Below are 22,686 nucleotides of genomic sequence, written 5' to 3'. Positions count from 1 at the left end.
ATGAAAATAAGGAGGAACGTCCTTTTGGATACCGGAACTCATGTTGTGATGGGAATTGCTCTGGGTGGTCTTGCAACGCTTGATCCCATAGTAGCGAGCAGCCACGCAGCTACTACCAGTGTGTTAATTGCGACAATCGCCGGCTCACAAATCCCTGATGTGGATACGATATTAAAATTAAGAAATAATGCGATCTATATTCGGAATCATCGCGGTGTCACCCATTCAATTCCAGCAGTCATCCTATGGCCACTCGTCATACTGGCTGTCATTTCACTCTTTTTCCCGACTGTCAATCTGCTTCATTTATGGGCATGGACATTTGCTGCCGTCTTCATTCATGTTTTTGTTGATATTTTTAATGCCTACGGTACACAAGCCCTAAGGCCATTCTCAAATAAATGGGTCGCTTTGGGCGTGATTAATACCTTTGATCCGATTATATTTGGAATCCATGTGGTTGGAATTTTTATCTGGGTGTTTGGAGCGCAGCCCGGTCCTACTTTTTTAAGTATGTATATCATCATCATTGCCTACTATTTCCTGCGCTTTCATGCACAAAGACAGGTTTTGGCAGAGGTCAGGAAAATCGTTCCGGATGCTACAGATATTATCATTGCTCCGACGATGAGATTTCATAAATGGCGGATTGCTGCGATGAATGAGGAGCAATTCTTTGTTGGCAAAGCGTTGAAAACAAAAGTTGAAATTTTAGATCGCTTTAACCGGGTCCCAGTACCAGAAACACCTGTCATTGAAGCAGCCAAAAAAGACAAAAATCTTTCGGCATTCCTTTCCTTTTCTCCTGTTTACCGCTGGGAAGTGGATGAATACAATGACTTTTATGAAGTCAGGTTTATTGATTTACGTTATCGAAGCAATGGCCACTATCCATTTGTTGCCGTTGTCCAGCTTGACTGCGACTTAAAGCGAATCAGTTCGTATACCGGATGGGTATTTAGTGAAAAGAAACTTCGGAAAAAATTAAGCATTCTGCCAGGGTAATCAAAAGGGTCAGACCCCACAACATCAATTAGATATTGTGGGGTCTGACCCTTTCTTATAAAGCAGCCTCATTAAATTGCCATTTTCTTATAACATAACAGCATCGTATTTGTCGAATACTAAAGTTACGTGGTAAGCATTGAGGATGATTTGCTTCTCACGGTTTCTTCTCATTTCTTTTACTGGAGGGCATACAGCATGAGAAATAAAGAAACAGGGTTTCCAAACCAAAACAATAACAAGCTTGAAGGCGAGCCAAGAGCCAAAGCAGAATATGCTTCAAAAAGGGCTAATGGCACAATCAATACACACCCACAAGAAAGAATGCGCGCTTCTGGTCAGCGTGAAAATGATACTCCAGAGTTATTTTAAATTTAAGGAGGGCATCTCATGGGATACCAAAAGTTTTTTCAAAATAAACCTTTTTCCACACCATGGGCTAGTGCAAAACATCAGCATTCTCAAATAAATGGTGAGACACAGCAAACCCAAGACCTCATCATTTTAAAACGCCAGACCAGAAAGCAGTCTTAGAAGAAATGACAAACCAGAGAAAACTCAATTCTCTGGTTTGTTTTTATTCATTAACATTGATATTGGTAAAGCTTCTTCCTTGCCATCGCCCTTTAGACGATAGCCCCATGCAAAAACCCCATTGATGTAATCAATTTTAAAATATTGGCCAGGATCTCCCTCAAGCTCGTAAATTGCTCCCGGGGAAAAGGATTCAGGGTTCAAAAGGTACGCTTTCGCCATAACCGCCTTCCTTTCCAGAACTGCAAATTCATTCACCATTCCTAATTGCTCCGCTTTTCTTGCCTGCTCTTTAAGCTTAGCAATTTCCTGTCTTAATTCATGCTCTGTCATGGCACTATAGCGCTTCTCCTGTTGCATATAACCCACTCCCATTGTTTCGTTATCCTCTTTATTTTAGTATAGTTATTTTTGAAGGATTAATAAAGGAAGAACTTTTAGAAGGGATAAGTCCACAATGAAAACAATTATGATTACCGGAGCTGGTTCGGGGCTTGGAAAAGAATTAGCGGTTCTATTTTCACAACAAGGTTTTCACCTTCTTTTAATAGGGAGATCTATTGAAAAATTAACTGCAGCCAAGGAGGAAATTGAGTCCATTGGCGGAAAGGCAGATATTGTCTCATTAGATATACAAAATGCTATCGACCTTAAGGAAAAAATAAAACAAATTTGTAATTCCTATTCCATATTTGCCTTAATAAACAATGCAGGTGTCGGGCATTTCGGCCCATTCATTGATATGGATGAACAGCAAATTACCGAAATGTTGAATACAAATGTGTTGGGGACGATTCTACTGACCAAAGCATTGTTACCGCATTTATTAAAAAAAGCGGAGGGACGTATCATCAATATTGTTTCTACTGCTGGCTTACGCGGAAAAGTAAACGAGGCTGTATACGTGGCCAGCAAATTTGCCGTTCGAGGATTTACAGAAAGCCTGCAGAAGGAATTTGAAAACAGTGGAATTGCGATAACTGCCGTTTATATGGGCGGTATGGATACACCTTTTTGGAGGAATAGTGATCACATTAAAGATCCTACACGTCTTAGGTCGCCAAGGGAGGTTGCTGAAATCATTCTTGAACAACTCGATCAGCAGTCGATTATCATCGAAAGCAAAAAATCATGACGGCCTTCGTCATGATTTTTCTATTTCTTCTAAGTAATTTTCGATAACATCCATGGAAAATCCTTTTCGGTACAATGCCTGCTTAACCTTCATGACATATTCATATCCACTAAATTGGCGATACTTCCGTTGGATTTTTTCACCCTGATATCGAATGGCGTCCATTTCCTCATTCACATCTTTATGCTCATCAGCTTCAGCTAGGGCGATATTAATTATGTCAAAGGAGTAACCTTTCCTTAACAGCATACCTTCAAGCTTTTGCTGCATGATCCGCTTTGAATCCTTTGAATTTCTTTCGAAAAATTTTTTGGCCAGATTTGTGGCCTTCTCAACCTGGTTGTCAAACGGATACTCTGAAAGTGACAGCTTGAGGAGCTCTTCGCTAATTCCTTTTTCCTTCAACTCCATTCGGATTAAATCCGGGCCTTTATCAGTTGTATTTACCTGTGTTCGTACATAGGAGAAGGCGTAATCATGATCATTGATATATTTTTGAGCACTTAATTTATGGAGGACTTCATGGATAATCGGCTCCTCCATTTCTTTTTGTTGTAAATAGTCTTTGATTTCTTTTTCTGATCTCATTCTTTTCGCTAAATAATGGATAGCTAGATTATAGGCTTTTCGGATGTCATCTTGAAACTGGATTTCCAAGAAGGAAAAATCATCAAGTTCCATCCCCTTTTTTAATTGAAATTTAATGAAAACATCCTGATCCACACTAAAGGCAAATTCTTCACCTTTTCCATAGTCCATAAAGATATTATAGCGATCCTGATTTTTCTGCTGCGTGGTGATTTTTGTAATGATGGCCATTTCCTTCACCTCAACACTACTTTACCATGATTTTCAATAAATATCTTAAAAATTTAGTATCATTCTTTTCTTAAAAGGTAAAAATGGAAATAAGTACATAAGTGCTTTGTTTTTTACCACTTAAGCTTGATGACGATTAACTAAAAAAGTTGAAAGGAATGAGCAAAAATGGCGGATAAGAAGAAAAAAGACAAGGATAGAGGTAAATATCCTCTAACTAGTATGCAAGAAGTTACATATCAGCGTGAATTTAGAATGGCGGACCGTGCTGGAGGCTATACTGACAGAAAGACAAAACTGTAAGAGAAGTATTTTCCATTCATGGACCCTTTCTTTTTTGCAAAAATTAATAAAGGGAGCAAAGGGCTCCTGGCAAGTTAACATGGAAAGGGGTTTTAGGGAATGGGCCGTTCACGCGGATCGAATAATCGTGATAAAAATAAAGCATCACTTCCACAAGTACCTAAGAATTTAAAATCAGACGGAATCGATGAAGAGTATTCAGCTGAGCTCGCAGATCAAGCGGATCTGGAAGCGCAAGCACGCGCCAATGCAGCCAATCAGCGCGCAAAAACGAATCGAAATAAATAATCATTAAAAAATGAAGAAGCGGAATTTTTTCTGCTTCTTTATTTTTTGCACAGACAAACTGTGGATAATGTGGATAATGTGAATAAGCTGTGCTATGGGTCTTAAACATTGATTTACAGAATATTCCGTATTGTTAGCAACTACTTGTGGATAATTTCGGTTTTTTCTGTGGATAATGTGGATATGTCTGTGGAATACTTGATTTTATGGGACTTTTGATGTGGATATATTTATGAATAAGTAAATTTTCATTAAATTGAAATAAAGCAGCAATTCTTAGTAAAGAATTGCTGCCTTTTTTAACGGAATAGTTATCGAATCCTTATTATGATTGGTGGATTTTTCAAAACTTCCTTCTATTTCAAAATAATGTATTCCTTGATTGCGTTCAGCAAGATTACGAACTTCCCCTTTTCCAGCTTCAATTAAATAGATATCATTTGATAATTGCTCTACAGGGACGATTGTTGAATGGAATACATTCTTTTGAACACCTTGGATTAACCAAAAATTTTTCTCTGAGCTATTTTCAATATCTACATCTACATTTGCTTGAGTGGTATTCTGATAATGGTGTTTGTTTTGACAGACATAAACTAAATCTTCGATCACCGCACTGGCGGTTGGAAACATTCCTGCACCAGGCCCTTGTAACGTAATTCTGCCTACGATGTCAGTATGAACATTTAAGGCATTTTCAACACCTTCTACCGGGAAGAAAGGATGCGCCTTCCCCACTAGTACAGGCCTTACTGTTCCTTTTAACAGAGATCCCTCATTGCTAATACTCGCAATATGCTTGAACCGTAATCCAAGTTTTTCAGCTGCCTCAATGAGCTCACTTGTAATAGAGGTAATCCCTTCCCGCTCAACCTCCTGCCAATCCGGTTCTGCCCCAAAGGCAATGCGGCTTAAGATCATTAATTTATAAAAAGCATCGAAGCCCTCTACGTCATTTGTTGGATCGGCTTCTGCAAAACCGTTTTGTTGCGCTAATGCTAGAGCATCTGCAAATGATTGCTTTTTCTCGCGCATTTCTGTCAGAATAAAATTTGAGGTTCCATTAATAATCCCTTGAATTTGATTTACTCGATTTATTTTTAAAAGCTGCCTTACGGTTTGAATGATCGGGATTCCACCGCCGACGGTTGCTTCAAAACCGACGGATACGTTATGTTCTTTTGCAAGCTCCAATAGGTTTTTTCCATAGTGAGCAAACATTTCTTTATTAGCTGAAATAATATGACAGCCCTTTTGAATGGCCCTTTGTAAAAAGCTAAAGGTAGGATCCTTTCCAACAATGGCTTCTACAACCACATCAAGCTGTGGCAGGCGCAATATTTCTTCAAAATCAGTCGTGATGAGAACATCCTCGGCGATATTCCTTTCTTTCTGATTGTTCTTGATCAGAACCGCAGCCACTTCTACTTTCTTTCCTAAAATGGCTCTCAGCTGCTCTTCATGTGTTTGAATCGTACGATAGACTCCCTCTCCCACTGTTCCAAAGCCTAAAATGGCCACTCTAATTGTCACCTTCAACCACTCCTTTAGTTAGATTTTTATTGTGAAGTTTGTTTTAATTTGGCCAAATCATTTGTTCGTTGTTTCACTTTTACGGCATGTAGGCCCTTCTACCTTACCGGGTGCTTTGCCTGATTGCCTTTTCGGGCACATAGAACCTTTCTAGATGACCGGGGGCTTTACTGATTGCCTTTTCGGGCACGTAGAACCTTTCTAGGTGACCGGGGGCATTGACTGTTTGCCTTTTCGGGCACGTAGAACCTTTCTAGGTGACCGGGGGCATTGACTGTTTGCCTTTTCGGGCACGTAGAGCCTTTCTAGGTGACCGGAGGCATTGACTGTTTGCCTTTTCGGGCACGTAGAACCTTTCTAGGTGACCGCTTGCTTTGACTGTTTGCCTTTTCGGGCACGTAGAACCTTTCTACGTGACCGCTTGCTTTGACTGTTTGTCTTTTCGGGCACGTAGAACCCTTCTACATGACCGGGGGCTTTGATTGATTGCCTTTTCGGGCACTTAGAGCCTTTCTAGATGACCGCTTGCTTACTTGATTACCATTTCGGTCACATAGGAACCAGAACAACTTGGCAACTGTTATACATTCACTATTTCTAACCTAATTTCCATAATGGCTAGAAAAAAGAAAAACCCTCTTCAGATAAGAAGAGGGTGCGGTCCTCCTCTTATCTTTCAGGTTAAAAATAACCTGCAGGAATTAGCACCTTTTCAAGGAATACCTTGAAGGTTGCCGGGCTTCATCGGGCCTAGTCCCTCCGCCGCTCTGGATAAGAGTATTTATTAAATTCTTGTTATCATTTTCCATGTTATGAATGAATTTTAGATGAAAAACTTTGAACTGTCAATATATTTTAAAAATTCGCCACAATGATGGTAGTTCTATTTTTAAAAAAACAGAACCATTTCTCAAAAATGGTTCTGTTAATCTTTCTATTTTCCCAATTTTTCTTTTGCGAGTTTAATTTGCAGCAGCACCTGCTCCGGTGCGGTTCCACCGAAACTGTTACGAACAGCTACAACATGTTCCGGAGCTAAAACCTCATAAATATCTTCTTCAAATAACGGGCTAAACTCCTTATATTCTTCAAAGCTCAAATCCAACAAATATTTTTGTTGTCCAATGGCATATAATACAATTTTTCCAATGACCTCATGGGCATCGCGGAATGGCAGACCTTTGCGTACTAAATAGTCGGCAATATCGGTGGCATTGGAGAAATCATGATTAATCGCTTTGCGCATGACCGCTTTATTGACCGTCATCGTTTCGACCATCGGCGCCAATAATTTCAAGGATCCCTCTAATGTTTCGACCGTATCAAACATACCTTCTTTATCTTCCTGCAGGTCTTTATTATAAGCGAGTGGCAAACCTTTCAATACCGTTAGCAGCCCAATCAAATTTCCATATGTGCGCCCTGTTTTCCCTCTCAGCAATTCCGGCACATCCGGATTTTTCTTCTGTGGCATAATGCTTGAGCCGGTGCAAAAGGAATCATCCAATTCAATAAACTGGAATTCCTGGCTTGACCAAATCACAAGCTCTTCAGAAAAACGGGAAATATGGGTCATGATAATTGAGCCGATTGAGAGAAACTCTAAAATAAAATCGCGGTCACTTACCGCATCCATGCTGTTTGGATAAATGGTTTCAAAGCCTAATAGCTCTGCAACCCGTTCACGATTGATTGGAAACGTAGTTCCCGCCAGAGCACCGGCACCGAGCGGCAGCCAATTCACTCTTTTTAAACTATCGATTAATCTTTCTTTATCGCGCTCAAACATCCAAAAGTAGGCCATTAGATGATGAGCGAATGAAACCGGCTGGGCACGCTGCAGATGTGTATAGCCAGGGATTAATGTTTCAACATGCTCCATTGCCTGACCAAGCAAAGCATTTTGTACATGCTCCACAAGGTTAATTAACTCCGTTGTTTTCGTGCGCAAATATATATGCATATCGGTGGCAACTTGGTCGTTTCGGCTGCGTCCTGTATGCAGCTTCCCGCCCACTGGTCCAATTTTTTCAATTAACAGCTTTTCAATATTCATATGAATATCTTCATCTTCAACTAAAAACTCTACTTCCCCAGCTTCGACCATTTGTTTAATGGATAGAAGGCCCTGTTTAATCGTATCGGCATCATCAACAGGAATAATCCCGCATTCCCCTAACATTTGAACATGCGCCATACTCCCGGCAATATCCTCTAAAGCCAGTTTCTGGTCAAATGAAATCGATGCGGTAAACTCCTCGACTAGTTTATTGGTTTCCTTTGTAAAACGCCCGCCCCAAAGCTTAGACATTTGCTGCTCCCCCTTAAGAACAATGGCCCCCGAAAATTTTTCAGGGGCGCTCGCATTTATTTTAAAATCGTTTCCTTTTGATTGACTTCAGAATATACCTTTGTAGGCAGTCCCCAAAGCTTGATAAAGCCGACAGCAGCGTTGTGATCAAATGCATCGCCCTTTGCATAGGTCGCTAATTCTTCGTTATACAAGCTATGTGGTGATTTGCGGCCGACAACGGTATGATTACCTTTATGAAGCTTCACGCGAATCGTTCCAGAAACGACTTTCTGGGTCTCTTCAATAAAAGCATCAAGAGCTGGCTTCAATGGAGAATACCATAGTCCTTCATAAATAATTTTAGCCATTTGCTGATCAATTTGTGTTTTAAATTGCGTCACTTCACGAGGCAGCGTTAAAAATTCTAATTCTTTATGTGCATTGATTAAAATTAAAGCAGCAGGATTTTCATAGACTTCGCGTGACTTGATTCCTACTAATCTATTTTCAATATGATCGATGCGGCCAACGCCGTGCTTGCCGCCAAGAGCATTTAATGCTTCGATCAATTGAACTAAAGGCAGCTTTTCACCGTTTAGGGCAACAGGGACACCTTGTTCAAATTCGATTTCGACATACTCGGCCGCATCCGGTGTTAACTCAATTGGATTCGTCCAGTCGTATGCTGCTTCCGGTGCCTCTGCCCATGGATCTTCTAATACACCGGCTTCACAGGCACGACCCCAGATATTGGCGTCAATTGAAAATGGATTGTCTAAATCAACCGGAATCGGAATCCCATTTTCCTCTGCATACTTAATCTCTTCGTCGCGTGTCATACCCCATTCACGAACAGGGGCAACCACTTTAAGATTTGGATTTAACGCCTGGACCGATACTTCAAAACGGACTTGATCATTCCCTTTCCCCGTACAGCCATGTGCAACTGCCGCAGCTCCTTCTTTTTCCGCCGTTTCAACCAATAATTTAGAGATTAGCGGGCGGGAAAGTGCTGAAGACAGCGGGTACTTTCCTTCATATAAACAATTTGCTTTTAAAGCTGGTAAAATATAATCCTTTGCCAGCAATTCTTTTGCGTCAACCATTATGGCTTTGATTGCTCCAACATTCAGTGCTTTTGTTTTAATAGCTTCCAGATCTTTTCCTTCCCCAACATCAAGACCTAGAGCGATCACATCATAGCCATATTTCTCCTGTATCCATTTCACTGATACCGATGTATCTAAACCGCCTGAATAGGCTAAAACGATTTTTTCCTTTGCCATGTATACTCTCCTCGCAAATATATGAATTAAAATTCAACTTATAGTATTATTATACATTAATATTCAAAAAAATAAAGACTATTTTTTAAAGAAAACTCACCGATTGGCAAGCCGTTAGGCGCAGACAGAGGTGTAGTTGCACTTATGCGTTCAGAATTTTTGTATAAAAATTCTGATTAGCCTAGTAAAACCTTTAAAATCGCCTTTTGTGCATGAAGACGGTTTTCTGCTTCATCAAAAACTACTGAATGAGGACCATCAATGATTTCACCGGTCACTTCTTCCTCGCGATGGGCTGGCAGACAGTGTAAGAAAATAAAATCACTTTTAGCAAGCTTACATAGTTCTTGATTGACTTGAAAACCTTGGAACGCTTGCAGGCGCTTAGCTGTTTCGTCTTCCTGCCCCATGCTGGTCCAAACATCTGTGATGACCACGTCTGCGTCTTTAATCGCTTCCTGTGGATCATTGGAAATCAATAGGTTACTCCCCATTTGTTCAGCAACCTTTTTCACTTGGTTCACGATGCTTTGATTTGGCATATATCCTGCAGGGCTGGCAATGCTGATATCCATTCCTACTTTAATCGCACCTTCCATTAAGGAATGGGCCATATTATTATTTCCATCGCCGATATAACAAAGCTTTAAGCCGGACAACTTCCCTTTATGTTCAAGGATGGTTAGTAAATCGGCCAATACTTGTGTCGGGTGCTGCAAATCCGTTAAGCCGTTAATAACAGGCACTGTAGCATGCTGGGCAAACTCCTCAATCGATTCATGCGAAAAGGTACGAATCATTAAACCATCCACATAGCGTGATAATACTTTCGCCGTATCTGAGATGCACTCTCCTCTGCCCAGCTGAATTTCTTTTGAGCTTAAAAAGATAGCATGACCTCCGAGCTGCAGCATGCCAACTTCAAATGAAACCCTTGTGCGGGTGGATGATTTTTCAAAAATCATCCCTAATACTTTCCCGCTCAAATATGGATGGGGCTTTCCTTGTTTTTGTAATGACTTCATTTCCATAGCTGTATCCAGCAGATATAGAATTTCATCCGTTGTGAAATCAGCCAGCTGTAAGAAATTTTTTTCCTTAAAATTATATTTCTTTGGTTCAGACCACTTAATTGCTTTTAGCATGAAAAACACCTCTCTCTTCCATTTTGTAAAATTCGCTTACCGTTCGAACATCCGAATTTATAAGAGATTGCTGATCGAGCCCGATTATGACCTCCACCGTATCAAGATGAGTGAAAACAGGAATATTGTAGCGAGTTGCCTGCTCGCGAATGTGAAACCCAAATTTAAGCTTATTTCTCCCCTGGTTCGGGATATTAATAACGGCATTCATTTGTTTTTGGCGGAAAAGGCTGTTCACATCTGACTCTTCCTTCACCACTTTATCAACAACAATCCCATTTTTTTGTAAAAATACCGCGGTACCTTCTGTCGCGGCAATCTTGAATTGCTGCACCGAAAATCTTTGAATAATAGGAAGGCTTTCCGGCTTTTCCCGATCTGAAATCGAGCAGAAAATATATTTTTCTTCATTTATTGAGCGGATCGGCAATGCTTTATTCAAAGCCTCATTAAGCGTTACTCCTATTCCTAATGCCTCGCCCGTTGATTTCATCTCCGGCCCAAGCACATGGTCAACGCCCTTAAGCTTGCTTGACGAAAACACAGGAGTCTTAACAGAATAATAGAAAGGCTCAGGCAACAGTCCATGCTGCGGATTCAAGTCTTTTAAAGGAATACCAAGCTGTGCCATAACGGCCCACTCGATCATCGGGATTCCCGTCACTTTACTCATAATTGGCACGGTCCTGGATGAACGCGGGTTCACCTCAAGAACAAAGACTTGGTTATCATAGATGACATATTGAATATTCATCATGCCAATAATCGGAGCCGACGTCGCAATCCTTGTTGCGTAATCGATTAATGTTTCTTTCATTTGTTTTGACATTGAAATGGGTGGAAAAATCGAAATGCTATCGCCTGAGTGAACCCCCGCTTTTTCGATATGTTCGAAGATTCCCGGTACAATGATCGTTTCTCCATCACTAATCACGTCAATCTCGCATTCTAACCCTGGCAAATATCGATCCACCAACAGCGGCCACATGGAAGCCTGAGAATTCCCCTCCAGCTGCTCCATATAGTGAACTAATTCCTCTTCGGAAAAGATCGTAAACATCGATTGTCCGCCGATGACATAGGATGGACGAACTAAAACCGGATATCCAAGCTTTTCGGCTGCTGTTAAAAGCTCTGCTGAATGATTAACGGTTTCCCCCTCAATATGAGGAATGTCCAATTGTTCCAGCAGCTGATAAAATTCCTTTCGATCTTCTAAGCGGTCAACGTTTTCAACTGTTGTTCCTAGAATCTTTATTCCTTCTTCTTCAAGCGTATGGGCCAGGTTAATAGCGGTTTGCCCGCCAAATTGAATCAAAACACCTTCAATATTCTCTTTTTCAATGACATGGAGAACATCCTCCGCTGCCAGCGGTTCAAAATATAAACGGTCGGCAACGGAATAATCCGTACTTACCGTTTCAGGGTTATTATTAATCACAACTGCTTCGTAGCCCATTTTCTTAATGGCTTTGGCTGCATGCACAGAGCAGTAATCGAATTCAATTCCCTGTCCGATTCGAATCGGGCCGGAACCAATAACAAGGATTTTTTTCTGATTGGAAACCTCGACTTCATCATAGCCCATCCAGGTAGAATAATAGTATGGTGTGACAGCATCGAATTCCGCTGAACAAGTATCGACCATTTTATAGCCTGGGGCCCAGTTAAGAATCTTCCATTTCAGCCTGATCTCTTTTTCTGGAATATCATAAATTTGGGAAAGCAGCTTGTCGGAAATGTTTTTTCGCTTCGCCTCTTTAAGCAGTTCCACAGGTACCTGGTTCCAGTTAAAAGATGCTAATTCCTTTTCCAGCTCGACAATCGAGCATATTTTGTTTAAAAACCATGAATCTATCTCGGTTAATTGTTTAATTTTTCCAAAAGCAATTCCCCGTCTAAATGCCTCCGCCAGGACAAAAAGCCGCTGGTCATTTGCTGTCTCCAATTTTTCAAACAAGATATCTTCGGCCATTGATTGATAGGCGTTTAAACAAAGTCCATACGTACTCATTTCCATGGAACGAATGGCTTTATTTAATGCCCCCTCGAAAGTCCGGTCAATGGCCATCACTTCGCCGGTTGCTTTCATTTGGGTCCCTAATGTGCGGTCCGCTTCCGGGAATTTATCAAATGGAAAACGTGGAAGCTTTACGACAATATAATCAATTGCTGGTTCGAAGGAAGCAAAGGTGTTCCCTGTGATCGGATTCAAAACTTCATCCAAGTGATATCCAATCGAACACTTCGCCGCCATCCTTGCAATGGGATAACCAGTTGCCTTTGACGCTAATGCGGATGACCGGCTTACCCGTGGATTTACTTCGATAATATAGTATTGATTGGATTCCGGATGGAGGGCGAATTGGATATTGCATCCGCCGATAATCCCTAATTCACGAATGACCTTAATCGAAGAATCACGAAGCATTTGATATTGGACATCTGTCAAGGTCTGCGAAGGGGCGACAACGATGGAATCACCAGTATGGACGCCAACTGGGTCCATGTTTTCCATATTGCAAACAATAATACATGTATCGTTTGCGTCCCTCATGACTTCATATTCAATTTCCTTCCAGCCTTTTATGCTTCTCTCTACCAGCACTTGATGGATCGGACTTGCGGCTAATCCTTTCTTTAACACGATTTCCAGCTCTTCATCACTGTGAGCAAAACCGCCGCCATCTCCTCCAAGAGTGTAGGCAGGACGGATGATGACCGGATAGCCAATTTCATTTACAAATTGAACGCCTTCCTCGTAGCTATGGATAATCATCGACTCAGGGATCGGCTCAGCAATTTCAATCATTAAATTACGGAATCTTTCACGATCCTCCCCGTTTTTAATCGATTCAACGGAGGTTCCTAACAACTGAACATCATATTTTTGTAAAATGCCTTGTTCATATAATTGAACAGTCAGGTTTAAGCCCGTTTGCCCTCCCAAGGTGCCGATGATTCCGTCCGGCTTCTCTTTTTTGATAATTTTCTCAATCGTGGAGACATTCAGCGGTTCGATATATACCTTATCAGCAATCGTTTCATCGGTCATGATCGTTGCTGGATTGTTATTAATTAATACGACTTCGATTCCCTCTTCTTTAAGGGCGATACAGGCCTGTGTTCCCGCATAATCGAATTCCGCCGCCTGCCCGATGACAATGGGGCCGGATCCGATAACGAGCACTTTTTTTAGATTTTTATTTAACGGCATAGCGTGTCTCTCCTAAAGAAGTAATTTCTTTCACAAATTCTGTAAGGATATGGGCTGTATCGCTTGGCCCTGGATGTGCTTCCGGATGAAATTGAACGGTTTGGATTGGGTAATGATGATGCTTTAATCCTTCAATTGATTTGTCATTCACATTTCGGTACGTGATGGCAAATACCTTTGTATCAACACTTTCATCCACAACCACATAGCCATGATTTTGCGCAGTAATTTTTACCTTTCCTGTCATTAATTCTTTTACAGGATGATTGCCGCCGCGATGACCGTATGCCAGTTTATCTGTTTTTGCACCATATGCTAGAGCAATGAGCTGATGTCCGAGGCAAATTCCAAGTGTTGGATAATGCTGGCTGATTTTTTTGATTTCCGGAAACATTTTCTTCAATTCCATTGGATCACCAGGTCCATTGCTAAGAAGAACACCATCTGGGTCTAACGATTTAATTTTTGCAAAAGGCGTATGATAGGGAACTACGGTCACGGAACAGTTTTCTGCTAAAAGGGCATTGAGAATCGATTTTTTATAGCCAAAATCCATTAACACGACATGGGGGCCATTATTTTTGAAAAATTGAATCTTTTTTGTGGATACTTTCTCCACCCAGTGTGCTGGACTATCCAGAAACGGAAGGGTATCAACTTTTTTCGTGCTTAAAAATCCCTTCACCGTACCACGGCTGCGAATGGTTTTGACCAGACGGCGTGTATCCACTCCGGCAATCCCGGGAACACCTGCGTCCTTTAGTTTTTCGGAAAACTTGCTGATCGACTGAAAATGACTTGGTGTTTCGCATAAATCACTTATAATTACACCTGATAGAGCCGGATGGATACATTCATCATCTAATGCATTGATTCCGTAGCTGCCGATGATTGGATAACAAAAAGTAATAATTTGACCTGCATAGGAAGGGTCTGTGATAATTTCTTGATAGCCGGTCATACTTGTATTAAAAACGACTTCTCCAAGAGAGTCTTTCACTTCACCAATCAGCACACCTTCAAAAACTTCCCCGGTTTCCAAAGTAAGATATCCTTTGTTCAACATACTCACTGCCTTTCTCTACAAACTTTGGAAAGTCTTTTCCAACTTTATGATAAATTCGTTGATTTCTTCCTTTGTTGCATTTAATGGCGGTAAAACTCTGACGACATTTGGACCTGCAGTTAGAATAAGGAGCTGTTGGTCGATTGCTTTTTGCACAATTTCAAGCGCATTGGTATCTACCACCATTCCTTTTAGAAGGCCCAAACCCCGAATTTCCTTAATAAAAGAGTATTTCTCTTTTAATTCTTGAAGTTTACTATCTAAATAGGTTGATACCTCTGTTACATTTGCTAAAAGTTTGCTTCCCAGAATTTGAGTAACGGTCGCAACTCCTGCAGCAGTTGCTAATGGATTACCCCCAAATGTACTCCCGTGGCTTCCCGGGTCAAAGGCTTTTGCAGCCTTTTCCTTGGCAATCATAGCACCGATCGGAAATCCTGAGCCGAGCCCTTTGGCAACCGTGATGACATCAGGTTCAATTTCATATTGTTCATAGGCGAATAGGGTACCGGTTCTTCCGATTCCTGTTTGGATTTCATCGACCATCAATAAAATATCGTGTTCTTCACAAATTTGAGCGAGCGTCTTCACCCATTCCTGTTTTGCAGGAATGACTCCACCTTCTCCTTGAACGAGTTCTAACAGAACGGCAGCGGGCTTAAGCGTATAGAGCTGTTCGAGCGCTTCCGAATCGTTATACGGCAGGTAGTGAAACCCAGTGACTAATGGTAAAAACCCTTTTTGAATTTTTTCCTGACCTGTTGCCGAAAGGGTTGCTAATGTTCTGCCGTGAAAGGATTGTTGGAAGGTGACCACTTGGAAACTTTCGGTCCCTTTAACTTTTTGCGCATATCTCCGTGCCAATTTTATAGCTGCTTCGTTTGCTTCCGCTCCGCTGTTGCAGAAGAAAACCTGATCACCGCAGCTGTTTGCGGTAAGAAGTTCGGCAAGCTCTTGCTGGTTTGGAATGTTATATAAATTAGAACAATGCCAAAGGTTTTGTAATTGTTCTTCGAGTTTTGTTTTTACGCTATCTGGAACATGCCCCAGGTTACAAGTCGCGATTCCTGAAGTAAAATCTAAAAATTGGTTTCCTTCTTCGTCCCACACATAACTTCCTTTTCCTTTCACCAATGTGACGGGGAAGCGGCTGTATGTAGACATAATCGGTGTTACTAAGGAAGCGGAAGCGTTATTTACCATTATGCTATCTCCTCTTCTAGAACAATTTTTGTTCCAATTTTTTTGCCATTCGCATAATCTATCAGACTATTTTTCTCGAAACCATTGATGATTCCTACTTCAGGGATGTTGTGGACAAGACCATCGATGGCCGCCGTTACTTTTGGAATCATTCCGCCATAGATGGTTTTGTTGTCGATCAATTCTTCAACCTTCGCCTTCGATACTTTATCCAGTTTGATTTTCTGACCGTTAGTTTCCACTAATATTCCCGGTATATCACTGATAAAGCAAAGATTTGCTTCCAAAGCTTTAGCGATGGCACTTGCCGCAACATCACCATTTATGTTGTACCTTTGACCATTCGAATCAATTCCAACCGGAGAAATAACAGGTATATATCCCTGTTGAATAATTCCTTCGATGATCTCCTTGTTAATTTCAACAATTTCTCCAACGAAGCCTAATACCTCCGCGTCTTCCGTTGGTTTAGCGGATAAAAGATTTCCGTCAACACCACTAATACCAAAAGCGCTCCCACCTGCTTCGATCAGATTGCGGACAACCTGCTTGTTTACGGAACCGCTTAAAACCATCTCGACAACATCCAAAACTTGTAAACTAGTTACTCTTAGACCGTTTACAAACGTTGTTTCCACATTTAAATTTTTTAATAAGCCAGTAATCAAAGGCCCGCCGCCATGGACGATAATGGGGGTCCACTCTTCTAATTCATGGATTTTGACGATATCTTCATAAAAGGATCTTGGCAGATTTTCTAACACACTTCCGCCACACTTAATGACTAAATAATTCAAACTGGAGCCCTCCTCTATGTGCGGTAGGATGCATTGATTTTTACATAATCATAGGTTAAATCGCATCCCCAGGCTGTTGCACTTTGGTCACCTTGATTTAGTTCAACAAAAATTTTAACCGTATCATTCTCTAAATATGTTTTTACTTCCTCTTCAACGATCGGACATGGCAAGCCATTTTCAAATACTGGATAATGGCCTATTGAAACCTTAATCGCGTTTGGTTCTACAGGGACTTTGCTGTAACCAATCGCGGTCACAATTCTTCCCCAGTTTGGATCTGTTCCATAAATGGCGGTTTTTACGAGATTAGAAGAAATGATTGCTTTGCCTACTGCTCTCGCTTCCTCTAAACTAAATGCCTTATCGACTTGAACCTCGATCAGCTTCGTTGCTCCTTCGCCATCTTTAGCAATCTGTTTGGCAAGTGACTCACTCACTACTTTTAATCCATCTACAAATAATCCCCATTCCGGATGGTCCTTTGTTAACTGTTGATTTTCAGCAAGGCCATTGGCTAAAACCAAAACCATGTCATTTGTACTTGTGTCTCCATCAACCGTTATCATATTAAAGGTTTTATTTGTTACGTCTTTTAAAGCATAAAGGAGATCTTCGTGAGCAATATTAGCGTCGGTTGTTACAAATCCGAGCATGGTAGCCATGTTTGGATGGATCATACCTGAACCTTTAGCCGCTCCGCCTATGCTTACCGTTTTCCCATCAATCTGAATTTGGACGGCAATCTGTTTTGAAAATGTATCGGTTGTTAAAATTGCTTGTTTAAAATTTTCTTCTGTTTCATTTTCTTCATCCAGAATTTGTTGTATTCCGGTTTTGATTTTTCCCATAGGCAACAGTTCCCCAATGACTCCAGTCGATGTGACAGCAACCAGGTGCTCATCTATACCTAACTGGCCTGCAAAATCCTTTTGCATTTCAAAGGCATCATGTAATCCCTGCTCGCCCGTGCAGGCATTTGCATTTCCGGAATTTACGAGTATTGCTTGAATTTTATTTTCTTTTGATATGCTTTCCTGAGTTACTAGTAATGGTGCGGCTTGAAAGATGTTCGTTGTATATACACCGGCCACTGCGGCAGGTACTTCTGAGACAATATAGCCAAGATCAAGCTTTTTCTTTTTGATCCCGCAATGGGTGCCCCCTGCTTTAAATCCTTTTGGAAGTGTTACGCTTTCTTCGTTAAGGATCACGACTTTATTTTTTGAAATAGCTTGCATATGTTGTTTCCCCCTTTTAAAAATCCCCTTGTTCGTCTAACCCTATGGATAAATTGGAAGATCTCCAAGTCCCGTTCGTTCGTCCCATCCGTTCATTAAATTCACGTTTTGAATCGCTTGCCCTGCAGCCCCTTTGACTAAATTGTCAATGACAGATATGATGGTTAACCTTCCTGTTCTCGGGTCTACATGTAAACCGAGATCGCAATAATTGCTGCCGACGACCTCTTTGGTTGAAGGGATACTGCCTAATGGCCTCACCCTTACAAATGGTTTATTTTTATAAAATTCTTCATACAAATCATGAATTTCTTTGGTGGATAGGTTATTTTTCAAATTCACGTATATGGTACACATGATTCCTCTTGTCATCGGAACCAAGTGTGTTGTAAATGTAATGGTTATTTCACTGCCTGTTTCATCATGGAGTATTTGCTCTATTTCCGGAATATGCTGATGCGCCCCAAGCTTATAAGCTTTAAGATTTTCATTAATCTCTGCATAATGTGAGGTTAATGAAAGCCCTCTGCCTGCACCGGAAACGCCGGACTTTGCATCGATAATAATAGATTTATAATCTGCTAAACTCGTTTTTATGATTGGCAAAAGCCCTAGAGTCGCTGCAGTTGGATAGCATCCCGGATTTGCAATAAAATTCGTTGCTTTAATTTTTTCCGGATAAATCTCACTAAGTCCATATACTGCCTGTTTTAAAAACTGTTCATCTGCCGGAGAGTGCTTATACCAGGTTTCATATTCATTTGCATTTCTCAGACGAAAATCTCCAGAAAGGTCGATACATTTCATACCGGTTTCTAATAATTCTGGAGCCAATTTACTGCTAACTCCTGATGGCGTGGCGAGAAATACAATTTCATTTTTTTCGCTTAATCTCTTCGCATCAAATGATTCCAAGGGTATTTCAAATGCACCTGAAAGGTGAGGATAAACAGAACTGAAATCAAATCCTGCTTGCGAGTTGGAAACAACGGAACCAACTTCCAAATAAGGGTGCTTATTGATCAGTCTTACTAATTCTATTGAGCCATAGCCCGTTCCGCCAATTATCGCAGCTTTCATAAATTCCATCTCCCAGAACCATCTTTATAATGAATTATTATACTTTTTGATTAATAAATATGCAATAAAAAATACACTAAATTTTCTGTTTTGGTTGAAATTTATATTTAAATTTCTTGCAAACGCTTACATTCCTGTTTTTAACATTATTCATTTTTTATGCATAAAAAAAAGCAGAAACCCGATTATGAACGGATTTCTGCTTTTACTTTGTTAAAGGATGAAGCTTTCAGCTCTGTTTTGTCCTCTTATAGGTATACATTTTCCATTGATAATGAATAAAACAACCCACACAGAATCCCAGGATTGCCACAAAGGCCGCAATAGCGACAAGGATCGTAAAAATATAACCGACTACATTCCAATTCAACACAAATCCTAAAAAGCCTAAACCTAAACAAGATACAGCAAGGATTTGGTTAAATTGCTGCTGCTCCCAATCTTCCGGGATATACTGCTTGGGGTCTTTCCTCAAAAATATCCCTGCCAGCTTCATAATGGGATTAAATCCAAAAACAAGACCGAGCAAGCCTGCTATGAATGGTATTAGTAAAAGCCAAATTTGGCCAGTAAACAATGTTAATAAAGAGCATATAACAATAACCGACTGATTAGTCCTGACGAGCGGCCGTGGAATTGAACGTACCTTTTCCGACACTTTAATTCCAACCTTTCTTATTGGTTTTATATACTTAAAGATATTCTAATCACTTTTTAATATTTTGTATATCCTTAGATTTGCCTATTTATAAATAGTTCAGTGAAATGGGCCGCTATTTTCAAGGCGAAGCATAAAAAGACCGCTAAAGAATGAAGCTTTAACGGTCCTTCCTATTATAGTTTTCCTTTAGATTGATAAATTCAGGCGATGCATGTGTTGCCATGATCCCATGGTAGCTAATATCCAATCCCAATTCCTCTTCATCCTCTGTTGAACGAATGGGAACCCATTTATTAATCAATTTCAAACCTATCCATGTTAATAAAAACCCCCATGAACATAAAACGACTAAACCCAACAATTGTACTCCCAACAAATACCAGCCTCCACCAGTGAAAAGACCGCCTTTTGTTGCGAAAAGCCCAACGGCAATTGTACCCCAAACGCCCGATGCCGCATGGACAGGAAAGGCTCCAACAGGATCATCAATCCGTTTTGCTTCCAACCAGTTTGTGGCAGCCATCATCAGCATGCCTGACACAGCACCGATCAGAATAGCTGCTTGATCCCCGACAAAGGCACATCCCGCCGTTATGCCAACCAGGCCGGCAAGAGAACCATTAATCACAGATGGCGCATCTGATCGACTATATCGGAAAAGGGTATAGATTAAGGTAAAGGCCCCACCAGAAGCAGCCGACAGCATCGTTACAATCGCTATATGGCCGATTCTCACATCCGTTGCTGTAAGAGTACTACCGGCATTAAATCCAAACCAGCCAAACCATAATAAAAAGGCGCCAACTGAAGCCAGTGGTAAATTGCTTGGCAAGGCAATGGCTGATGAATCCTTATTCGTAAATTTCCCTTTTCGTGGGCCAATCAGGATGGCTGCTGCTAATGCAGAAAAACCTCCCAGTGCATGTATAACAGCAGATCCTGCAAAATCCTCCATCCCCCATTTACTTAGCCATCCGCCTCCCCAGACCCAATGCCCGGCAATGGGATAAATAAAGGAGGTCATTAAAATAACAAAAAGGAGATAGGCACGAAAATTAACCCTCTCTGCCACTGCACCGGAAACAATTGAAATAACGGCAATGACAAAAGCAGCTTGAAAGAGCCAAAAAGTTTCGGGGGAAATGGATAATTTCAAATGCGCAAAATTTCCTTTTAACATGAAGCCGTCTTTACCGAATAGCCCTAATAAATCCGCACCGTACATTAGGGCAAAGCCGACTAAATAGTAACAAAGCGTCCCCACTGTTATATCTGCAAAGACCTTCATAATAATGTTGACGCTATTTTTGGAACGAACAAAGCCTGCTTCAAGAAGAGCAAAGCCGCCTTCCATCAGCAAAATCATGGCGGCGGTCAGGACTACCCAGATTGTGTCTAGACCAGAATGTAATGTATGAATGGTCATCCAATTGATCCCCCTTTCCCCTTTAGTTCATCAATTAGACTATGAGGCAAAACGATTTCTTTGATATGCGGCTCCTTTTTCAATAATTCTACGATTCTTTCTAATTCAGCATTTTTCCTCTTAATTTCTTCAATATTATTTAGCCGCTGTTTCACATTGACTAGATACTCGACCGCTTGATGATGACTGGGCGGGCGGCCAGTGAAGATTTTCTTAAATGTCGGCAGGGATTGATACCATGCCTCATGTGTTCTTCTTTTTTCCTCGTACTTAATAATCTTTTCTTTAATTAGAGCCATTTCTTTTTCGTTATGAATCTTCATTTCTTGCAAAATATGAACGAATACCTCAGGAGCAAACTGAAATTCTATCGTATGATAAAAGTCATCAATGATGTCCATGTTATATCTCCTCACATGAAATGTTACTTTTTTTGATTATAAGTGAGAAATTTAATAGAAGTCAATTAATTTATTGAATATTTCGAGATTGGAAATTTTATTTTCTATATTCTTCTGATTTAAGCAATAGGCTGTGTTAAATAAGGCTGATGATTTCCGCTCCGGGCGCTCGCTTTCCGCGGGGAGGTCCGGGAGCCTCCTCGTCTCTTCGCTCCTGCGGGGTCTCCCGTGACCTCTATATCCCGCAGGAGTCGAGCGCCCTCCACTCCAATCACCCGTTGGAAAAAATCAATATTCGCCTTTAACACAGCCAAGCAATAAAAAAGAGACTCATCTCGAGTCTCTTTTTTATTGCTTCATTTTTGGGTCAAGCACGTCTCTTAAGCCATCCCCCATTAAGTTGAAGCCTAACACAATCAGCATAATCGCAATACCAGGGAAAAATAACGTCCATGGAGCTTGAACTAAATATTCCTTGGAATCTGCAAGCATTTTTCCCCACTCAGGAGTTGGTGCCTGTGCACCCATCCCTAGGAACCCTAATGCTGCAGCCTCAATAATGGCTGTGGCAATTGCCAATGTAGCTTGAACGATGACTGGGGAAATACTATTCGGAAGGATATGGTGAAAAAGGATACGGGAATCCTTCATACCCACTGCCCTTGCTGCCATAATATATTCTTCCTGCTTAACACTTAGCACCTTGGACCTTACTAATCTACCAAAGTTTGGTATATTAATAACCGCGATCGCAATCAGCGCATTCTGCAAACTCGGCCCCAATATTGCAACAACAGCAATGGCTAATAAAATACTTGGGAAGGCAAGCATAATATCAAATATACGAGAAATAACAGTATCCACCCAGCGGCCGTAAAACCCAGAAACAATCCCCAGAAGTGTCCCAAGGACAACGGAACCTAATACGGAGAAAAACCCTACCCATAAGGATATTCTTGCACCATAAACAATTCGCGAAAAAATGTCCCGCCCAAAATCGTCCGTTCCAAACCAGTGATGGCTGGACGGAGCTTGCAGCCTTTCGACCAATTTTTGATCCTTATAGCTATATGGTGCAACCCAAGGGGCAATGATGGCAATAAGAATGAAAAATAGTACAATTGCTAAACCAATAACGGCTAATTTGTTTTTGTAAAACGCTTGTAAGGCTTCCTTCCAGGGAGGAGTCAGCTTTTCTTCTTCAACAGTAATCTTAATATCTGCTGTATTATTTACAATTTCAGCCACTCTAC

The 22,686-nt window shown here is 40.9% G+C and carries 22 protein-coding genes and 1 riboswitch; of the genes, 6 read left to right on the top strand and 16 right to left on the bottom strand.

Going from position 1 to position 22,686, the window contains the following annotated elements:
- The first annotated feature begins 24 nt into the window (after nt 1-24).
- The 3 genes from ACZ5XR_RS03435 to ACZ5XR_RS03425 all read left to right on the top strand — a co-directional run bounded on the left by ACZ5XR_RS03435 (nt 25) and on the right by ACZ5XR_RS03425 (nt 1,539).
- Nucleotides 25-1,005, top strand: a complete 981-nt coding sequence (locus tag ACZ5XR_RS03435) for a metal-dependent hydrolase (protein WP_464500309.1) — start codon at nt 25-27, stop codon at nt 1,003-1,005.
- Nucleotides 1,006-1,203: 198 nt separating this feature from the next.
- Nucleotides 1,204-1,377: a small, acid-soluble spore protein K gene (locus ACZ5XR_RS03430; RefSeq protein ID WP_464500308.1), complete on the top strand. Its 174-nt coding sequence runs from the start codon at nt 1,204-1,206 to the stop codon at nt 1,375-1,377.
- 18 nt (nt 1,378-1,395) lie between these two features.
- Nucleotides 1,396-1,539, top strand: coding sequence for a YpzG family protein (locus ACZ5XR_RS03425; protein ID WP_464500307.1), 144 nt, complete (start codon nt 1,396-1,398; stop codon nt 1,537-1,539).
- A gap of 24 nt (nt 1,540-1,563) precedes the next feature.
- Here ACZ5XR_RS03425 and ACZ5XR_RS03420 read toward each other — a convergent pair whose 3' ends face one another.
- Nucleotides 1,564-1,899 carry a YfhH family protein gene (locus tag ACZ5XR_RS03420; RefSeq protein WP_464500306.1) on the bottom strand — a complete coding sequence of 112 codons (336 nt, stop codon included), beginning with the start codon at nt 1,897-1,899 and terminating at the stop codon, nt 1,564-1,566.
- A 97-nt stretch (nt 1,900-1,996) separates the two neighbouring features.
- Here ACZ5XR_RS03420 and ACZ5XR_RS03415 point away from each other — a divergent pair, with 97 nt between their 5' ends.
- Nucleotides 1,997-2,674 (top strand): SDR family NAD(P)-dependent oxidoreductase, encoded by a 678-nt coding sequence (locus ACZ5XR_RS03415; RefSeq protein ID WP_464500305.1) that lies wholly within the window; start codon nt 1,997-1,999, stop codon nt 2,672-2,674.
- 9 nt (nt 2,675-2,683) lie between these two features.
- On the opposite strand, the gene recX is transcribed toward ACZ5XR_RS03415, so the two are convergent.
- Nucleotides 2,684-3,493: a recombination regulator RecX gene (gene recX, locus ACZ5XR_RS03410; protein WP_464500304.1), complete on the bottom strand. Its 810-nt coding sequence runs from the start codon at nt 3,491-3,493 to the stop codon at nt 2,684-2,686.
- Between the two features lie 168 nt (nt 3,494-3,661).
- On the opposite strand from recX, the gene ACZ5XR_RS03405 reads away from it, so the two are divergent.
- The gene (locus ACZ5XR_RS03405; protein WP_464500303.1) at nt 3,662-3,796 is read left to right on the top strand and encodes a YfhE family protein; all 135 of its coding nucleotides are present in this window, start codon (nt 3,662-3,664) and stop codon (nt 3,794-3,796) included.
- 99 nt (nt 3,797-3,895) lie between these two features.
- Nucleotides 3,896-4,084, top strand: coding sequence for a YfhD family protein (locus ACZ5XR_RS03400; protein ID WP_464500302.1), 189 nt, complete (start codon nt 3,896-3,898; stop codon nt 4,082-4,084).
- 276 nt (nt 4,085-4,360) lie between these two features.
- Here ACZ5XR_RS03400 and ACZ5XR_RS03395 read toward each other — a convergent pair whose 3' ends face one another.
- The 14 genes from ACZ5XR_RS03395 to nikC form a co-directional block, all read right to left on the bottom strand.
- Nucleotides 4,361-5,617, bottom strand: a complete 1,257-nt coding sequence (locus ACZ5XR_RS03395) for a homoserine dehydrogenase (RefSeq protein WP_464500301.1) — start codon at nt 5,615-5,617, stop codon at nt 4,361-4,363.
- Nucleotides 5,618-6,283: 666 nt separating this feature from the next.
- Nucleotides 6,284-6,395: riboswitch (SAM riboswitch) on the bottom strand.
- Between the two features lie 156 nt (nt 6,396-6,551).
- Nucleotides 6,552-7,928 (bottom strand): argininosuccinate lyase, encoded by a 1,377-nt coding sequence (argH, locus tag ACZ5XR_RS03390; protein WP_464500300.1) that lies wholly within the window; start codon nt 7,926-7,928, stop codon nt 6,552-6,554.
- A 56-nt stretch (nt 7,929-7,984) separates the two neighbouring features.
- Nucleotides 7,985-9,196, bottom strand: coding sequence for an argininosuccinate synthase (locus tag ACZ5XR_RS03385; RefSeq protein ID WP_464500299.1), 1,212 nt, complete (start codon nt 9,194-9,196; stop codon nt 7,985-7,987).
- 176 nt (nt 9,197-9,372) lie between these two features.
- Nucleotides 9,373-10,341: an ornithine carbamoyltransferase gene (gene argF, locus ACZ5XR_RS03380; protein WP_464500298.1), complete on the bottom strand. Its 969-nt coding sequence runs from the start codon at nt 10,339-10,341 to the stop codon at nt 9,373-9,375.
- Nucleotides 10,325-13,558 (bottom strand): carbamoyl-phosphate synthase (glutamine-hydrolyzing) large subunit, encoded by a 3,234-nt coding sequence (gene carB / locus ACZ5XR_RS03375; RefSeq protein ID WP_464500297.1) that lies wholly within the window; start codon nt 13,556-13,558, stop codon nt 10,325-10,327. Before carB ends, argF begins: the two co-directional genes overlap by 17 nt.
- Entirely contained in the window at nt 13,545-14,621 is a 1,077-nt protein-coding gene (locus ACZ5XR_RS03370; protein ID WP_464502210.1) for a carbamoyl phosphate synthase small subunit, read from the bottom strand. The genes carB and ACZ5XR_RS03370 overlap by 14 nt, the downstream gene beginning before the upstream one ends.
- A gap of 18 nt (nt 14,622-14,639) precedes the next feature.
- Nucleotides 14,640-15,827, bottom strand: a complete 1,188-nt coding sequence (locus ACZ5XR_RS03365) for an acetylornithine transaminase (RefSeq protein ID WP_464500296.1) — start codon at nt 15,825-15,827, stop codon at nt 14,640-14,642.
- Nucleotides 15,827-16,624: an acetylglutamate kinase gene (gene argB / locus ACZ5XR_RS03360; protein WP_464500295.1), complete on the bottom strand. Its 798-nt coding sequence runs from the start codon at nt 16,622-16,624 to the stop codon at nt 15,827-15,829. Before argB ends, ACZ5XR_RS03365 begins: the two co-directional genes overlap by 1 nt.
- Nucleotides 16,625-16,638: 14 nt before the next feature.
- Nucleotides 16,639-17,865, bottom strand: a complete 1,227-nt coding sequence (gene argJ / locus ACZ5XR_RS03355; RefSeq protein WP_464500294.1) for a bifunctional ornithine acetyltransferase/N-acetylglutamate synthase — start codon at nt 17,863-17,865, stop codon at nt 16,639-16,641.
- Nucleotides 17,866-17,907: 42 nt separating this feature from the next.
- Nucleotides 17,908-18,945, bottom strand: coding sequence for an N-acetyl-gamma-glutamyl-phosphate reductase (argC, locus tag ACZ5XR_RS03350; RefSeq protein WP_464500293.1), 1,038 nt, complete (start codon nt 18,943-18,945; stop codon nt 17,908-17,910).
- A 229-nt stretch (nt 18,946-19,174) separates the two neighbouring features.
- On the bottom strand, nt 19,175-19,603 hold the full coding sequence (locus ACZ5XR_RS03345; RefSeq protein WP_464500292.1) for a DUF4395 domain-containing protein: 429 nt from the start codon (nt 19,601-19,603) through the stop codon (nt 19,175-19,177).
- Nucleotides 19,604-19,763: 160 nt separating this feature from the next.
- Nucleotides 19,764-21,032, bottom strand: coding sequence for an ammonium transporter (locus ACZ5XR_RS03340; RefSeq protein ID WP_464500291.1), 1,269 nt, complete (start codon nt 21,030-21,032; stop codon nt 19,764-19,766).
- On the bottom strand, nt 21,029-21,433 hold the full coding sequence (locus ACZ5XR_RS03335) for a hypothetical protein (RefSeq protein ID WP_464500290.1): 405 nt from the start codon (nt 21,431-21,433) through the stop codon (nt 21,029-21,031). The genes ACZ5XR_RS03340 and ACZ5XR_RS03335 overlap by 4 nt, the downstream gene beginning before the upstream one ends.
- 348 nt (nt 21,434-21,781) lie before the next feature.
- A complete protein-coding gene (gene nikC / locus ACZ5XR_RS03330; RefSeq protein WP_464502209.1) occupies nt 21,782-22,672 on the bottom strand; it encodes a nickel transporter permease in 891 nt (296 codons plus the stop codon).
- Nucleotides 22,673-22,686 lie beyond the last annotated feature (14 nt).

The organism is Neobacillus sp. Fa239 (assembly GCF_055395235.1).
Note: the sequence above shows the minus strand (reverse complement) of the source record. Positions and strands in the feature narration are given on the sequence as shown.

Coding starts and splice junctions, on each gene's coding strand:
- ACZ5XR_RS03430 (WP_464500308.1), top strand. CDS start 1,204: ATGAGAAATAAAGAAACAGGGTTTCCAAACCAAAACAATAACAAGCTT.
- ACZ5XR_RS03425 (WP_464500307.1), top strand. CDS start 1,396: ATGGGATACCAAAAGTTTTTTCAAAATAAACCTTTTTCCACACCATGG.
- ACZ5XR_RS03420 (WP_464500306.1), bottom strand. CDS start 1,899: ATGCAACAGGAGAAGCGCTATAGTGCCATGACAGAGCATGAATTAAGA.
- ACZ5XR_RS03415 (WP_464500305.1), top strand. CDS start 1,997: ATGAAAACAATTATGATTACCGGAGCTGGTTCGGGGCTTGGAAAAGAA.
- recX (WP_464500304.1), bottom strand. CDS start 3,493: ATGGCCATCATTACAAAAATCACCACGCAGCAGAAAAATCAGGATCGC.
- ACZ5XR_RS03405 (WP_464500303.1), top strand. CDS start 3,662: ATGGCGGATAAGAAGAAAAAAGACAAGGATAGAGGTAAATATCCTCTA.
- ACZ5XR_RS03400 (WP_464500302.1), top strand. CDS start 3,896: ATGGGCCGTTCACGCGGATCGAATAATCGTGATAAAAATAAAGCATCA.
- argH (WP_464500300.1), bottom strand. CDS start 7,928: ATGTCTAAGCTTTGGGGCGGGCGTTTTACAAAGGAAACCAATAAACTA.
- ACZ5XR_RS03385 (WP_464500299.1), bottom strand. CDS start 9,196: ATGGCAAAGGAAAAAATCGTTTTAGCCTATTCAGGCGGTTTAGATACA.
- argF (WP_464500298.1), bottom strand. CDS start 10,341: ATGCTAAAAGCAATTAAGTGGTCTGAACCAAAGAAATATAATTTTAAG.
- carB (WP_464500297.1), bottom strand. CDS start 13,558: ATGCCGTTAAATAAAAATCTAAAAAAAGTGCTCGTTATCGGATCCGGC.
- ACZ5XR_RS03365 (WP_464500296.1), bottom strand. CDS start 15,827: ATGGTAAATAACGCTTCCGCTTCCTTAGTAACACCGATTATGTCTACA.
- argJ (WP_464500294.1), bottom strand. CDS start 17,865: ATGCAAGCTATTTCAAAAAATAAAGTCGTGATCCTTAACGAAGAAAGC.
- argC (WP_464500293.1), bottom strand. CDS start 18,945: ATGAAAGCTGCGATAATTGGCGGAACGGGCTATGGCTCAATAGAATTA.
- ACZ5XR_RS03340 (WP_464500291.1), bottom strand. CDS start 21,032: ATGACCATTCATACATTACATTCTGGTCTAGACACAATCTGGGTAGTC.
- ACZ5XR_RS03335 (WP_464500290.1), bottom strand. CDS start 21,433: ATGGACATCATTGATGACTTTTATCATACGATAGAATTTCAGTTTGCT.